This is a genomic window from Paenibacillus glycinis (assembly GCF_009909185.1).
Taxonomy (GTDB): Bacteria; Bacillota; Bacilli; order Paenibacillales; family Paenibacillaceae; genus Paenibacillus_Z; species Paenibacillus_Z glycinis.
In genome coordinates, this window is sequence record NZ_JAAAMV010000028.1 from 21,245 (window position 1) to 36,145 (window position 14,901).

At 61.6% G+C, this 14,901-nt stretch carries 18 protein-coding genes and 1 other annotated feature; of the genes, 8 read left to right on the top strand and 10 right to left on the bottom strand.

The genetic code is table 11. From position 1 onward, the window contains the following. Positions 1–41 precede the first annotated feature (41 nt). Positions 42–692, bottom strand: a complete 651-nt coding sequence (locus GT019_RS26830) for an NUDIX hydrolase (protein WP_161746526.1) — start codon at positions 690–692, stop codon at positions 42–44. A gap of 3 nt (positions 693–695) precedes the next feature. Next, a complete protein-coding gene (gene mscL, locus GT019_RS26835; RefSeq protein ID WP_161746527.1) occupies positions 696–1,190 on the bottom strand; it encodes a large conductance mechanosensitive channel protein MscL in 495 nt (164 codons plus the stop codon). A 176-nt stretch (positions 1,191–1,366) separates the two neighbouring features. Between mscL and GT019_RS26840 the strand changes: the two genes are divergently transcribed. The 3 genes from GT019_RS26840 to GT019_RS26850 all read left to right on the top strand — a co-directional run bounded on the left by GT019_RS26840 (position 1,367) and on the right by GT019_RS26850 (position 5,647). Next, complete coding sequence (locus GT019_RS26840) at positions 1,367–3,172, top strand: ATP-binding protein (protein WP_161746528.1); 1,806 nt, start codon at positions 1,367–1,369, stop codon at positions 3,170–3,172. Between the two features lie 262 nt (positions 3,173–3,434). Further along, positions 3,435–4,613 (top strand): DNA alkylation repair protein, encoded by a 1,179-nt coding sequence (locus GT019_RS26845; RefSeq protein ID WP_161746529.1) that lies wholly within the window; start codon positions 3,435–3,437, stop codon positions 4,611–4,613. After that, positions 4,610–5,647, top strand: coding sequence for an FUSC family protein (locus GT019_RS26850; RefSeq protein ID WP_161746530.1), 1,038 nt, complete (start codon positions 4,610–4,612; stop codon positions 5,645–5,647). Before GT019_RS26845 ends, GT019_RS26850 begins: the two co-directional genes overlap by 4 nt. A gap of 135 nt (positions 5,648–5,782) precedes the next feature. On the opposite strand, the gene GT019_RS26855 is transcribed toward GT019_RS26850, so the two are convergent. From GT019_RS26855 to GT019_RS26885, 8 genes are all read right to left on the bottom strand, one after another. Further along, positions 5,783–6,076 carry a transposase gene (locus GT019_RS26855; RefSeq protein ID WP_161746531.1) on the bottom strand — a complete coding sequence of 98 codons (294 nt, stop codon included), beginning with the start codon at positions 6,074–6,076 and terminating at the stop codon, positions 5,783–5,785. Between the two features lie 37 nt (positions 6,077–6,113). Continuing rightward, positions 6,114–6,257, bottom strand: coding sequence for a hypothetical protein (locus GT019_RS31655; RefSeq protein WP_201755616.1), 144 nt, complete (start codon positions 6,255–6,257; stop codon positions 6,114–6,116). A gap of 165 nt (positions 6,258–6,422) precedes the next feature. Further along, positions 6,423–6,725, bottom strand: coding sequence for a hypothetical protein (locus tag GT019_RS26860; protein ID WP_161746532.1), 303 nt, complete (start codon positions 6,723–6,725; stop codon positions 6,423–6,425). A gap of 27 nt (positions 6,726–6,752) precedes the next feature. After that, complete coding sequence (locus GT019_RS26865) at positions 6,753–7,358, bottom strand: TVP38/TMEM64 family protein (RefSeq protein ID WP_161746533.1); 606 nt, start codon at positions 7,356–7,358, stop codon at positions 6,753–6,755. 26 nt (positions 7,359–7,384) lie between these two features. After that, the gene (locus GT019_RS26870) at positions 7,385–8,575 is read right to left on the bottom strand and encodes an MFS transporter (protein ID WP_328804038.1); all 1,191 of its coding nucleotides are present in this window, start codon (positions 8,573–8,575) and stop codon (positions 7,385–7,387) included. A 36-nt stretch (positions 8,576–8,611) separates the two neighbouring features. After that, positions 8,612–9,745, bottom strand: a complete 1,134-nt coding sequence (locus GT019_RS26875; protein ID WP_161746535.1) for an MGDG synthase family glycosyltransferase — start codon at positions 9,743–9,745, stop codon at positions 8,612–8,614. Positions 9,746–10,001: 256 nt separating this feature from the next. Next, on the bottom strand, positions 10,002–11,273 hold the full coding sequence (ilvA, locus tag GT019_RS26880; protein ID WP_161746536.1) for a threonine ammonia-lyase IlvA: 1,272 nt from the start codon (positions 11,271–11,273) through the stop codon (positions 10,002–10,004). Between the two features lie 74 nt (positions 11,274–11,347). Further along, positions 11,348–11,615: a binding site (T-box leader), on the bottom strand. Between the two features lie 89 nt (positions 11,616–11,704). Beyond that, complete coding sequence (locus GT019_RS26885; protein ID WP_161746537.1) at positions 11,705–12,529, bottom strand: PPK2 family polyphosphate kinase; 825 nt, start codon at positions 12,527–12,529, stop codon at positions 11,705–11,707. Between the two features lie 194 nt (positions 12,530–12,723). Here GT019_RS26885 and GT019_RS26890 point away from each other — a divergent pair, with 194 nt between their 5' ends. From GT019_RS26890 to GT019_RS26910, 5 genes are all read left to right on the top strand, one after another. Next, positions 12,724–13,293, top strand: a complete 570-nt coding sequence (locus GT019_RS26890; protein ID WP_161746538.1) for a histidine phosphatase family protein — start codon at positions 12,724–12,726, stop codon at positions 13,291–13,293. Further along, entirely contained in the window at positions 13,284–13,703 is a 420-nt protein-coding gene (locus GT019_RS26895; RefSeq protein WP_328804039.1) for a GNAT family N-acetyltransferase, read from the top strand. The genes GT019_RS26890 and GT019_RS26895 overlap by 10 nt, the downstream gene beginning before the upstream one ends. A 79-nt stretch (positions 13,704–13,782) precedes the next feature. Then, positions 13,783–14,094, top strand: coding sequence for a Dabb family protein (locus GT019_RS26900; RefSeq protein ID WP_161746539.1), 312 nt, complete (start codon positions 13,783–13,785; stop codon positions 14,092–14,094). Between the two features lie 136 nt (positions 14,095–14,230). Beyond that, positions 14,231–14,656 (top strand): metallothiol transferase FosB, encoded by a 426-nt coding sequence (gene fosB, locus GT019_RS26905; RefSeq protein WP_161746540.1) that lies wholly within the window; start codon positions 14,231–14,233, stop codon positions 14,654–14,656. 44 nt (positions 14,657–14,700) lie between these two features. Then, entirely contained in the window at positions 14,701–14,874 is a 174-nt protein-coding gene (locus GT019_RS26910) for a hypothetical protein (protein ID WP_161746541.1), read from the top strand. Positions 14,875–14,901 lie beyond the last annotated feature (27 nt).

Here is a 14,901-nt window from a genome sequence, read left to right on the forward strand (position 1 = left end):
ATAGCGGTCCTTTTTGCATGATTCGATGGCGGCCGGACCGCTCAGGCATGGAGCAGCAAGGCGCGGAACGTTTCCGTATAATAAGAGGCCGGGCGGGGTACGAATTGGGAGGCCGCGACCAGCGCCTCCGCTTCTTCCGGACGACCGTCCGCGCCGAGCCGGAAGCCGGCAGCCCGCGCACGGGCCAGACGGCCCTCGAACAGCGCGATCATGTCTTCCAGGTCGGCTTCGTACACGCCCGCCACTTCCTCCTGCTGCAGCGTGAGCGAGGCGAGCGGCCCGCGGTAGACGAAGCCGTATACGCCGCTGATCTCCCGGTCGACGAATGCCATGCCTTTCGCGATGCCCGCGGCTTCCTTGCGGGCTTCGCCGAGCGGGATCAGCGAATCGAACGGGATGGCGGCGCCGAGTTCTTCCTCGATCTCGCGCGCCGCGTCCCGCATCGTCTCGCCGGCGGTCAGATGGCCCGCGGCGGTGATGTCGTAATGGTCCGGGAACGTGTCTTTGCCGGAAGCGCGCTGCTGGAACAGGACAAGCCTGCGTTCGCCGTCGCGCCGAGCCAGCCAGCAATGGATGGAGCGGTGCCAGAGGCCGCGGGCATGCACTTCGCTGCGCGGAGCCGTGCCGAGCCGGACGCCGTGCTCATCGTAATAATCGAAGCGTTCCTCATCTGCGGCAGGTTGCGTGTTCATCGGCTAGGACAAGCCTCCCTCGAGCTCAGGCTCGACTTCCAGATGGGAGGTGCAGTGCGAGCAGCGCGTCGCTTTGACCGGGATCTTGGAGAGGCAGTACGGGCAGTTCTTGTCCGTCGGCTCCGACGGCGCGGCAGGGTCGGGCTGGCCCAGGCGGCGCAGCGCGTTCGCGCCCTTGACGATCATGAAGATACAGAAGGCGACGATCGCGAAGTCGAGGATGACGTTGAGGAAATTGCCGTAGGCGATGACGGCGACGGAGCCTTTCTGCGCATCTGCCAATGTCTTCGGGTGCTCCGAATCCAGCATGGATATTTGTATGAACTTGTCCACCAGGTTGACGTTGCCGAGCAGCCGGCTGATCGGCGGCATGATGATGTCGTTGACGAGCGAGGTGACGATTTTGCCGAAAGCGCCCCCGATGATAACCCCGACCGCAAGGTCGAGCACGTTGCCTCGGACGGCGAACTCTTTGAACTCTTTTAAGATTTTAACCATGATTTCACTCCTTCCAAAGCTCTATTATAACGAATGGGAGGGCTACTTCAAGCCCATTGCGGGCAAAAACCGGGACGGCCCGGAATGCCTGTCGCGAAAAAAAGGATTATCTGGAAAAATGTCGAATTGGGACGTTAAGAATCGCTCGGCACATTTCCGGAAAATGGAGAATCGACATGATAGAATCCCTGTTCGGCGACAAATGGATGATGCTCGCGCTTGCGCTGGCGATCCACCTGTTCGCGTCCATTACCATCTACAGCATGATCGGCCAACTCAAGCGGGTGCGCGCGATGCAGCACTATTGGCTGCTGAGCGGGGCGCTCGTCTACGCCATGGGTCTGTGGGTCAGCCATTTCATCATTCTGTTGACGTCCAATTCCATGATCGTGATCGACTGGACCATCGCCGTCAAGCTGTTCGGCATCATGGCCTGCACGTACGGTTCGTTCCGCATACTGGGGTCGCTCGCGCCCTATACGCTGCGGTTGTTCGCGAGCAGCCTGCTGATGGCCTTCGGCGCGAATCTCATCGTCTACACGTCCCTGATGGGCAGCGACGCAGAGTCGTTCGGCGCGGCTCCGGGCTTCGTCTTCTTCACGTTCCTCTTCAGCTTCGTCGGAACGGCGGGCTCGTTCTATCTCTTCGAACGCAAACCCGGCTCGATGCTCCTGCCCGGATTGCTGCTCGGCATCTCCGGCATGATCATGCAGCTGTTCGGCCTCGGTACCTTGACCGACGTGGATGCCGGCGTGGTGCTGACCGCCGATCGGTTGAACGATTACATGCAGCTGCTGTCCATCGTGCTCGGCTTGGCCACCTTGGCGATCTTCGCGTTCAGCCTCGTCGCGCGCTTCGTCGACCGCCGGTACGCGTCCATGAACGAACGGTACAAGCTGCTCGTGGAGAACTCCATCGACATGATCGCCGTCATCCACGACGAGCGCTGGGAATACATCAACCGCTCCGGCCTGCGCATGTTCGAAGCTGCCGGCGAGCGGGATATGATCGGCAAAAGCATCTATCTGCATCTGCGGCCCGAGTACCACGCGGAGATGAAGCGGATGCTGGAACCGTCCAGGCAGAAGGAGCGCCAGATGCCGATCGAGATGGATTGGTTCACCGTGCAGGGCAAGCTCCTCCATACGGAGGTCATCGAATCCAGCACCAAGCTCTCGGGCAAACCGGTCGTGCAGGTCATTATCCGGGACATCTCGGAGCGCAAGAAGAACGAGGAGCTGCTGATCAATTCCGAAAAGCTGTACGTCGCCGGACAGCTGGCCGCGGGCATCGCGCACGAAATCCGCAATCCGCTGACGTCGCTCAAAGGCTTCCTGCAGCTCATCGCTTCCGGGCGCAGCAGCAAAAATTATTACGATATCATGAAGTCCGAGCTGACCCGCATCGAATCCATCGTCAGCGAGCTGCTCATGCTGTCCAAGCCGCAGATCTACGAGCTGACGCACCAGGATATCCGGCTGCTCATGTCGGATACGATCACGCTGCTGGAAGCGCAGGCGATCCTGCACGACATCGTCATCGAAGCGAATCTCGGCGAGGAGCCGCTGTGGGTCCATGGCGTGGAAAATCAGCTGAAGCAGGTATTCATCAACGTGATCAAGAACGCGATCGAGGTCATGATGGACGGCGGAAGCATCAAGGTCGCCTGCCTGCGGAACGCCAGCGGGCGGATCGTCGTGCGGATCGCGGACCGCGGGCCGGGCATCACCGAGGATCAGATGGCGAAGATCGGGCAGCCGTTCTATACGACGAAGGACAAAGGAACGGGCCTAGGCCTGATGGTGACGTACAAAATCGTCGACAATCACCAAGGCACCGTCGAGGTCAGCAGCTGCGTCGGAGAAGGCACGACGTTCGATATTATTTTGCCGTACCAAGCGCCGACCGGCGCGGAGGAAGCGAATTGGAGCAAGGTCGTTCCGCTTCACCGCTACCGCGAGGACAACGAAAGCGCCTCCTAGTCATGGCCTCCTGACATCGGGCGGCCGGTTATCCGCGAGCAAGCAGCGCGGAAGCCGGCCGCTTTTGCATGCGGCGGCAGTCAAGCGAGATGTTTTCGCGCGTTAACGCAGCGTTTTCCGTACAAGGAGGATTCTAGGCGGGGCATGCTTTATTCCGGCAAGCTTGATCGCAATGTCCCTTGATTCGGCCGCACGGGAGGGCAAGGGCTTTTCAACTTGGCGGGCGGATGGTCTATAATAGCGGAAGGAGGCGAGTAAAGAGATGCCCGAACCGTTGAAAGCGATGTATAACCTGCCGTTCCTCCGGCAGTTTGCGGCGACAGTCGCATCCGCATGGCCGGCTTTTCCCGAGGAAGATTTCGTCCGGCTCGCGTCCGGCGAGGGCTGGGAGACGCTGGAGTTGAAAGGCCGCATGAGGCGGATCACGACGTCGCTCGGGGAGACGCTGCCCCGAAGCTATCCCGAAGCGCTTGACGTGCTGCTGGCGATTTGCGAGCGATGCCGCGGATTTCCTTATTTGTTTTTCCCCGATTTCGTCGAAGTGTACGGACTGCCCGATTGGGAGCGGTCGATGGACGCGCTCGAGCGTTTCACGGCGCAGTCTTCGGCCGAGTTCGCGATCCGGCCGTTCATCCTGCGGGAGCCGGAGCGGACGATGGCCCGCATGGCGGAGTGGGCCCGGCACGAGAACGAGCATGTGCGCCGTCTCGCCAGCGAGGGCTGCAGGCCGCGTCTTCCGTGGGCGCAGGCGCTGCCGTTGTTCAAGCGCGATCCGTCGCCGATCCTGCCGATCCTGGAGCAGCTGCGGGCGGATCCGTCGCTCTACGTGCGCAAGAGCGTGGCGAACAATTTGAACGACATCGCGAAGGACAACCCGGCGGTCGTCAAAGCCATTGCCGCCAAGTGGACGGGGCAGCATGCCTATACGGACTGGATCGTGCGCCGCGGCTGCCGTTCGCTCGTCGGCGCGGCCGACCCCGAGGTGCTGGCGCTGTTCGGTTACGAAGGAACGGCGGCGGCGGACGCCGTCGCCGCGGCCGAGCTTGAAGCGCTGCGGGCGGAGGCCGTCATCGGCGGCATCAGCGAGCTGCGCTATAAGCTGCGGCTGAAGGACGAAGGAACCGAGCCGCTCCGGATCCGGCTGGAGCTGGGCGTCGGCTACGTGAAATCCGGCGGCAAAACGTCGGAGAAACGGTTCCTGCTCGGCGACAAGCGAATATCGCCCGGAGCGGGCGTTCAGGGCGCGAAGACGCTCGATTGGAAGGACCTGTCGACGCGCAAGCACTATGCGGGGCTTCACGCGCTGAGGCTGCTCGTGAACGGCGCGCCCGTCGCCGGGACGACCGTCCTGCTGCATGCAGCCGAGGCGCGTGAGACGGCATGCGATGATGCGGCCGCGCCGGCTGCCGGCCGCGCCTTCGGAGGGAGCGATTCCCCATGACGATCGGCGCGCGCGTCGTCAAGACCGGCCTGGCCGTGGCGCTGGCCGTGTACATAAGCACGCTGCTTCAATTTCCTTCGCCCATCATCTCCGCGGTCGCGGCGATCTTTACCATCCAGCCGTCCATTTCCCGCTCCTGGCAGCAGGTGGTGGAACAGGTGCAGACGAACGTGCTCGGCGCGGCCGTGGCGCTGGCGGCGGTCCGGCTGTTCGGCCATACGCCCATCGCGCTCGGGATGGTGTGCATCATCGTTATTTTGATCAGTATCCGGCTGCGGATGGAAAGCACGATCGGCCTGACGCTCGTCACCGTCGTCGCGATCATGGAAGCGAACAATCAGGAAGGCTGGCTGTTCGCGCTCGACCGCCTGCTCATGGTGCTCGCGGGCATGGGCGCGGCATTCGCGGTCAATATTCTCGTCTTCCCGCCGCGGCCGCGCAGGCAGTTCATCGTGCAGGTCCACGACGCGCATGCCAAGCTGTCGCTGCTGCTGCGCATGGCGATCTCCAACGAGATGAAGGAGGACGTGCACCGCGCAGAGAAGGAGAAGCTTCAAGGCGCGCTCGGCAAGCTCGACGAATCGTACCGCCTGTTCGAGGACGAGCGGCCGCTGCTGCGCAAGCGCAAGCAGGCGGGCGCCAGGCAGCTGATCCTCTCCCGGCATATGATCAAAGCGCTCCATAAAGGCATGGACTTGCTCGAGGCCGTGGAGGAGCATTATTTTGCCGTCTCGGGCTGCGAAGCGTGGGCGCAGCGGTTCGACCAGCAGATCGAGGAACTGGCCAAATACCACGAACATATCCTGCTCAAGCTGGACGGCAAGATGAAGGCGAATGCCGACATCGAGCCCGAGGAAGAGCGCGAAGGCCGGCTCATCGAACAGCTTAGCGACTACTTGCACCGGAATCCGGACGAATACAAACGGCTCGTCTTCGTGGCCTCGGCGATGCTGGAGTACGCGTATCACCTGCGCCGGCTCGACCGCGTATCGGATCAGGTCCAGCAGCGCCGCGAGACGGACGCGCCGGCTTGACCGGGCACGGCACGAGGCTTTAAGCCTTTGAACTGCCGGCCATCGAATAAGAATCCTATGCTGCACAAAAGAAGGGGCTGCCTCGTACATCGTGATGATGTCGCGGCAGCCCCTTCCAGCGCGTTGCGGAATCGGTCAATTATTTTCCTTGGTATCGTCCGGATGACGGCGCGGATGCTGCAGATGAGCCTCGAGCGCGGTCGTCTCCTTCTTGGGCACGAGCCGCGGGTCGGTCGTGCCCTCGTGATGGTTGTCGAAATCGAGCTGCACGAGCTCCCATTCCGTCGTGCCCAGCTGCGGATCGGCGGGGAACACGTCCCCGCGGTTCAGCTTCTCCTCGCGGCCCCATTCGTTCTTGTAGACGCCGTCCACCTCGACCGGTTCGCCGGAAACGGGCTCCATTTCGAAATGCCCTTGTTGTTCGCTCATAACGATCTCCTCCTGATGGTCTCTCCGCGCCGGAAGGCTACAGTCCGTGCTTCGGCACGGCGGCGCGGTCGGCTTCGGATTGCGCCTCGCTCGCCGCTTTCTTGCCTTGGCCGGTGCGGTCCGCTTTAGATTGCTCCCTGCTGGCGTCGCGCTGCAAATGGGAAGGGTGTTCGCCTGACATCGTGGATCATCCTCCTGATCGCGATAAGTCATGAAAATCCACCTTCAGTTTGCCACCGGGGCGTCCAAACTATGTGCGCCGCCGCGCTCCCGGCGTCAAAAGCACGTCCGTTCTCCCGTGCACCGCCCTAACGCAAAAAAAGCACCGTTCCGGCGCTTCAAGGGATTATACCAGCCGCAGCCCGCAGGCGGGGCAGTCGACATCGCGGTGCGTCACGGTTTCGCCGCATGCCGGACACGGCTCGCTGAACGGCTGCTTATGCTCCGCGAGCCGGGCCGCGGCGGCCTCGTCGTCGGCGGAGGCGGCTTCCTGCCGGGCGGAGGAGCCGCCGAACAGCGCTTCCACGAACCGCCGGAGCTCGGACGACTTGCCGGAATCGTCGGCGGCCAGGCGGATCATATAGACCATGGCCGCGACGAGCGCGCCGGCGATCGCCAGCACGACGATCGTTGCAATCGCGTTCATCATGTTGCGGACGTCCTCCTCGCGCGGAATTTATTTGAGTTGGTAGCGGGATTCGAGCTTTTTGCCCCCGAACCACATGACCACCAGCAGGACGAGCGCAAGCAGGATCCGCCAAGGCTGCTCCGTCAGATCGCCGATGTTGAAGCTGAGCAGGGAAACGGCGAAGATCATGACGGCCTTGCCGAGCAGGACGGCGAGCACGAACGAACGCATCGAGATGCCGCTTAAGCCGGAGATGATGTTGATGAGCGCGGAAGGAGAGAAGGGGAAGCAGGCGAACAGGAAGATCGGCGTAAAGCCTTTGCGCTCGATATAAGCGAGCAGCTTGGCCGCGCGCGGGAACCGGCGGCGCAGCCAGCCGCCGAAATGGCCGCCGAGCTTGCGCGACAGCCAGAACAGCAGGATGGATCCGCCGCAGACGCCGATCCACGAATAGAGCGAGCCCAGGAACAGCCCGTAGATGTTGGCGTTGGCCGCCACGAAGACCAGCAGCGGCAGCACCGGGATGAACGCCTCCGCGAACGGCAGGAGGATGCCGGGGAGCGGACCGAACGCGGAGTAGCTCTCCAGCGTCCGCTGCAAATGCTCCAGATCCATTCCCTTCAGCTGGCGGAGCCAGTTTTCGATCAATTCCATCCCTTGTCCCCCTGATCGTTAAGCCGTTATCCGTGCGTCTTGTGGTCGTGGAACGCGCGGAACGGAAACCAAATATAGAAAAACCCGATGGCGGCGTACATGATGCCGCAGTACAAGAGCACCTCGGTCTGGCTCTGCCACAGCGCCAGCGTGCCGCCCACGACGGGACCGATCATGCCGCCGACGCCCTCGACGGTCGAGAAGATGCCCCAGCCGAGACCCTGTTGCTTAGGTGGTACGTAATTGGCCAGCAATGCGTTCCAAGCCGGCAGCAACGTCGCGTACGAAATCCCCAGCACGCCGGTCAGCAGGATGCACACCCACATCGGCGGCGCGAGGGAGAGCAGGTAAAGTCCCGCGCCGATCAGCACGAAGCCGAGCACGAGAAACCATTTCTTGCCGCCGAGCATGTCCGATAGGCGCCCAAGCGGCATGAGGCTGACGATGGTGCAGACGCCGCCGGCCAGCAGCAGCAGCGAATACTGCGCGCCGTTCATGCCGAGCTTGTCTTCCGCGAAGCTGGGCAGGATCGGCACCAGCATGCCGGCGCCCATCGTTTGCAGCACCATTCCTGGCAGGAGCAGGCGCATGTGGCGCAGCCGCTCCTTCAGAACGGCGAATTGCTCGCTCACCGGCAGCGAAGGCGCCGTGCCGGATACCCGGCCGTTGCTGAGGAACAGCGCCAGCAACCAGCTCAGCGCGGCGACGGCGAGCAGCATATAGTAGGTCGCCGTCCGGCTGTGATCGAGCAGGAGATTGCTGACGATCGGACCGGCGCCGATGCCGATGAACCAGATCGTATAGAAGAACCCCATCTGCATCGCGCGGCGGTCGCCGGTGACTCTCGTCAGGCAGACGATCCAGATCGGCGAGATCCCGACGCCGTACAGCGCCGAAGCCGCGATAAATAGCCAAGGCTGATGCGCGAACGGAATCAGCACGATGCCGGCGATCGAGAAGAGCAGCCCGATATGGACGACGAAGCGGATGGAGAAGCGGTCAAGCAGATACCCGATGAACATTTTGAGCACGGTATCCGTCAGATAGTGCGCCGTAATGGCGATGCCGATGATGTCCAGCGACAAGCCGAGCGATTTCTCGCCGTAAATGGGCAGAAAGCTGATGAGCGCGGCTCCGCGGATGAATTCCACGAAGAGCAGAATGACGGAAAAGAGTATGATTTCACGGCCGAACAATCGCGATTTAATGACGGTCACAACCCCTTGTAGTCGGATACCGAGCATCCCGGCGAATCAAAGGCGGGCAGACGTCCTCTCCATTATATGCAAGCCGGAGCAGAAATCCAAGGCGACGGTCTCGGCCGCCTCTTTGTACTGGAGCTTGCGGGCTCTGACTCTGTGCTGCATGAGAAGGACGGGATCATGGATAAGGGCGACGATCTCGCGCGCCAGCTGCTCCGGCGTCTGGATGAGCTGGGCGACGGCTTTGCCGGCCAGATAGCGCGCGTTGTTGCGTTCCTGACCCGGCACGGGCTGGTAGGCGAAGATCGGCAGTCCGAACGAGAGCGATTCCGCCAGCGTGACGCCGCCCGGCTTCGTAACGATGCAGGCGGATAACGCCATCAGCTCGTGCATCCGCTCGACGTAGCCGAAGACGCGCAGCCTTCCGTCCGAGGCGGCTTCCCCGAACTGCTCCGGCAGCGCGGATGCAAGCGCTTCGTTGCGGCCGCAGACGACGGCGACGGTAAGATTAGGATGCCCAATCAAAGGCAAAATCATATCCGACGCCGCGGAGAGCGTCTGGGCGCCGGCCATGATCAGGACGACGGGGCTCCCGACGCGGAAGCCGTAGCCCGCGCGCATATCCGGATCGACGACGGTCGTGCGGAAGCCGCGCTTGATCGGGATGCCGCTGACGCAGATGCGGCGCTCCGGGATGCCGAGCGCGTGGAGCTCGTGCTTCATGTCCTCCGTCGGGACGTAATAACGGTCGATATCCGGATGAACCCAGCGGCGGTGCAGATCGAAATCCGTCACGACGGTGCAGGTCGGAATGTGCAGGCCGATTTGTTTCTTAAGGGCGGGCATGGCGAGCAGGGGAAAGGTGTGGATGACGGCATCCGGGCGCTGGCGCAGCAGGATGCGGCGCAGCCGGGCACGGCCGAAGGAATGGAGCCAATTGGCGAACACGGAGTCGTGCTTCATCGGTTTGGTTCGGTCGTACAGCCACCCGTACAGGCCGGGAATCAAGGAGTAGCTCTTCATGTATACCCGTCTGGTCATGGCGTTAATCCAAGGATGGGCTTCGGCAAGCAGGTCGACGAGCATCGGTTCCCCGAGACGCCGGTCTTCGATCGCTTCGCTTATGGCGCGCGCGGCCTGCAAATGCCCGTCACCGTAAGAGGCATACAGAATCATGATTTTCATTATGAAAAACACCTCCTGTCGGCAAGCATAGCGCGGGAATGTCACAGGGCCGTTAGCGGTTTGTGAAGTGATTGTAAGGAACAGGAAAAACGCCTTGAAACGCGCGCGGGGCGCGGGTTCCAAGGCGTCGGAAAGGGACAAGTCCGGACATGGTTCGAAAGCTCGGAAGGAGGAGTGCGGGAGGTATCAGGGCTGAAATGCAAGCATGGCGATCGTCGATCCGAACAAGACGAACTCCGTCTCGGACCCCGGGCACTCAGATCAGGATGTTGAACAGAACGGGGTCCTTGTTCAGCTCGACGAAGCTGAGCCCCTTCAGGTGCATGCGCGCGATCAGCGGCTCGTAATCCTGGCGCTGCTTCAGCTCGATGCCGACGAGCGCCGGGCCGTTGTCCTTGTTATGCTTCTTCGTGTACTCGAAGCGGGTGATGTCGTCGTCCGGTCCCAGCACTTCGTCGAGGAATTCGCGGAGCGCGCCGGCGCGCTGCGGGAAGCTGACCATGAAGTAATGCTTCAGCCCTTCGAAGACGAGCGAACGCTCCTTGATCTCCTGCATCCGGTCGACGTCGTTGTTGCCGCCGCTCACGACGCAGACGACGGTCTTGCCCGCGATCTGCTCGCGGTAGTAGTCGAGCGCGGCGATCGGCAGGGCGCCGGCCGGCTCCGCCACGATGGCGTTCTCGTTATAGAGATCGAGCATGGTCGTGCAGGCTTTGCCCTCCGGCACGAGCACGATATCGTCGAGCAGCTCGCGGCACATGCGGAAGGTCAATTCCCCGACGCGCTTCACCGCCGCGCCGTCGACGAACTTGTCGATCGTATCGAGCGGAATCACCTCGCCGGCATCCAGCGATGCCCGCATCGAAGGCGCGCCCTCCGGCTCCACGCCGATCAGCTTGGTCGCCGGCGATACGGCTTTGACGTAGGCGGCCACGCCCGCCGCCAGCCCGCCGCCGCCGATCGTGACGAACACGAAGTCCGGCGCGGTCTCGATCGCTTCCATGATCTCCTTGCCGATCGTGCCGTTGCCGGCGATGATCTTGGGATCGTCGAACGGATGGATGAAGGCCAGTTCGTCCTTGCGGCTTGCCTCGATCGCTTCCCGGAAGGCATCGTCGAACGTATCGCCGGTCAGGACGATTTCCACGTTGGGGCCGCCGAAGAAGGCGACTTGGTTGACTTTCTGCCGCGGCGTCGTGCTCGGCATGAAGATCTTGCCGGGAATGCCGAGCGATTGGCAGGAGTAGGCGACCCCCTGCGCATGATTGCCGGCGCTCGCGCAGACGACGCCGCGCATGAGCCGTTCCTCCGGCAGCGACTTGATGAGATGGTAGGCGCCGCGCAGCTTGAAGGAACGCACGACCTGCAGGTCCTCGCGCTTCAGCAGGACGTTGCAGCCGTATCGCTCGGACAACACGCGGTTCTGCTGCAGCGGCGTGCGCGCCGACACTTCCTTCACATGCATCTGTGCCTGCGCGATCTCCGTCAGCCCTACCGTCAGCGCCTCATAGTTTCGTTCGTTTCCCATGGAACTCTCTCCTTCGTAGCGTGAATGCCTTGCGACCGGTCAATCCCCCGGAAAATAAAAAAATCCCGTCCCCGAAAAGGGACGAGATTGTTCTCGCGTTACCACCCTGATTCCGCTCGCGCATTGTGCTTGTGGCGCTGCCCAATGGCCGAACGGCTCTTTGCCGCGTACGATCATACGCGCTCCTTGTAACGGCGGATCCCGTCCGTGCTTACTTGGCGATTCAGCGCGGCTTCTCCGGGAGGATACGCAATCGGCGGGCAAACGTCGGCTCTCAGCGGGCGCCGACTCTCTGGGGATTGCCTGATGCAGCTTTGCGCGTGTTCCCATCAACGAATTTCGTACATGTCGAAATTGATTATAGTTGTAATACTCGCGCAATTCCGCTCAAATGTCAACGGGAAAATCCAGCATTCGGCGCGGGCCGTCTTCTAGTGCGCATCCTTGTCTTCGCCGCCCGTAAGCGACCCGAACTGCGTCATGTCGATCTCCGGGTAGGACAGCTTCAGCGAATCGAGCACGGATTCCACGATGCGGAGCACGAGGTAGTCCCGGAACCAGCGGTTGTTCGCGGGCACGACGTACCACGGGTTGCGCTTGGTCGAGGTCGCCTTGAACGCGTGCTCGTAGGCCTTCGCGTACGCTTTCCAGTACCGGCGCTCCTCGAGGTCGTTGGGATCGAATTTCCACAGCTTCTCGGGATTCTCCATCCGTTCCTTGATCTTGCCGAGCTGGAACTCCGGCGAGATGTGCAGGAAGATCTTGATGATCGTAATGCCGCCGTCGCTCAGCATTTTCTCGAAATTGACGATATGCTTCAGCCGTTTTTCGGCTTCCTTGCTATCGATCAGCTCGTGCACCCGCGTGATGAGCACGTCTTCGTAATACGACCGGTTGAACGCCGTGATTGCGCCTTTGGCCGGCGCGACCTTGTGCGTCCGCCACAGGAAATCATGCGCCGATTCGTCCGTCGTCGGCTTCTTGAAGCTCTCCGCCCGGAAGCCCTGCGGATTGAGGCCGGCGAGCACTTTTTTGATGACGCCGTCCTTGCCGCTGCAGTCCATCCCCTGAAATAAGATGAGCACGCCGTCCGTCTTGCTCGCGAAGAGCTTCTCCTGGTGCTCCCGCAGCTTATCCAGGAGCTCCTCGAACTTGTCTTCGATCTCGTCCTTGTCGTCGATGCCTGCCGTATCCTCCGGATCGAAGTCCGCGAGGGACATGCTTCGTTTCTCGTTCAGCCGGTATTTCTCCAACATGGGCATTCTCCTTTCGAGCTCGCAATGGAATAGCCTTCTCTAACCATCTAGCATCGCTTCCGAATCGCGCGATTATGCATGGCTCGTCCCTTGCGGGAACGTCGTCGAAATTCCGGCTCAACCGCGGACGGACATGTTAAAATGGATTATACTAGAAAACGAATGCCCGCGCTCGCCGCGGAAGGAGGGAAGCCATGACAACCGTACTGCTGCTTGTCCGGCATGCGGAATCCGACGTTCGTGCCGGATCCGACCGCGCGAGGGGATTGACCGCGAACGGACGCGCGGACGCGAGACGGCTGACGGAGCAGCTGCGGCAAACGCCGATCGACGCCGTCGTATCCAGTCCCTACGCGCGGGCGGTGCTGACGGTGCAGGGGATCGCCGACGAGCGCGGCCTGCCGGTGCTTCCCGTCGAGGATTTGCGGGAAAGGCGGCTGCACGGAACGGACAGACTCCTGCCGCGGGCCGCTTTTCTGGAGGCGGTGGAGCGCTCGTTCGCCGATCCGGACGCATCGCTTCCGGGCGGCGAGTCGTATCGCGAGGCGCAGCGAAGAGGCGCCCAAGCCGTGCGCGGGCTGCTCGACCGGTTCGCCGGCAAAACGGTCGCCGTCGGCACGCACGGCAATCTGTTGAGCATGATTTTGCAGGCATGGGACGCGCGTTACGATTATGCATTTTGGCAAAGCCTGACGATGCCGGACGTTTATCGCGCGGAATTCAAGGCTGACAGCCTTCTGGGAGTGGAACGACTGTGGACGTGACGTACCGCGAGATGACGATGGATGATTACGCGGCCTGCTATTCGCTCTGGGCGTCGACGGAAGGCATGGTGCTGAGCGATTCGGATTCCCGGGAGGAGATCGCGCGCTACCTTGCGCGCAATCCCGGGTGCAGCTTCGTATGCGCGAGAGGCGACGAGCTGCTCGGCACTTTGCTCGCCGGCCACGACGGCAGACGGGGATTTCTGTACCACGTGGCCGTCGCGACGGACCGGCGCGGACAAGGTATCGGCGGCGAGCTCGTGAAGCGCGGCCTGGCGAAGCTCCGCGCGGAGGGCATCGCGAAATGCCATCTGTTCGTGCTGGCCGGCAACGAGCTCGGCCGGGGATTCTGGTCCCGTTCGGGCTGGGAGGAGCGGAACGGGATTTTGTTGTTTTCGTCGGATACCTAGACGGCGGCGAAAGGTGTAGGATAGGAAGGTAACGGTTTGCGCAAGAGAGGGACAACCAACGTCGAGGAGGATGAAGAAGATGGAACAAACAAGCATTCAGCATATGGTGATTTTCAATTTGAAGCACGAGGCGGGGTCGGAAGCGGCGGAGAAATTCCTGCAGGACGGCAAGCGCGCGCTCACTTCGATTCCGGTCGTGAAAAACTTCAGCGTATTCAAACAAGTCAGCCCGAAGAACGACTACGACTACGGGTTCTCGATGATTTTCGATAACCAAGCGGATTACGAGACCTACAACGCGCATCCCCTGCACGTCGATTTCGTGGAGACTCGCTGGGTGCCGGAAGTATCGCGGTTCCTGGAGATCGATTTCCAGCTTCACGGCGCGTAAAGAAAACGGAAAGCATCTGGTTTCCTAATTAACGTCTCGGCCATACGCGAACGGGCTGATTCGGGGTTAATTCGCGCCAGTGCGATGCGTGTCATGCTCTCCCTTATGAATTGACTTAGATAGCGGGTGAGATTCCATGAAGATCGGAAGCATCAACCATCTGCTCTTCTCCGTCTCCGATTTGGAGCGCTCGATTTCCTTCTATCGGGACGTATTCGGCGCGAAGCTGCTGGTCAAAGGCCGGCAGACGGCGTATTTCGATCTGAACGGGCTGTGGCTGGCGCTGAACGCGGAGCCGGATATCCCGCGCGGCGAGATCCGCGAATCGTATACCCATATCGCGTTTACGGTCGATGACGCGGAGTTCGACGAGGCGGCGGAACGGCTCAAGGCATATAATGCGCACATCCTTCCCGGCCGGGAACGGGACGAGCGGGACAAGCGATCCGTCTACTTCGCCGATCCCGACGGGCATAAATTCGAGTTTCACACCGGCAGCCTGCAGGACCGGTTGTCCTACTATAAAGCCGTGAAGCCGCATATGCTCTTCTATGAGGAATGAGGCAGCTTCGCAATCTCATTCCCGGAATGAGAGGAGCGGCCACCATGCACATCGAAGAGGAGCGGACAGCGGATCCGGCTGTCCCGCGGACGCGAAGGAAGCCTTCCCTGGGCTTCGTCCTGCTGGCGATCGCCGTCGTCCTGGCCGTGATCGTCTCGAGCTTCGCGCTCGCGCATTTCTTGGTCGGCGAGGCGTTCCGCCGTCTGACCGGCGGTTGAAGAGCCATACGTAAGCCACGCGCAAGG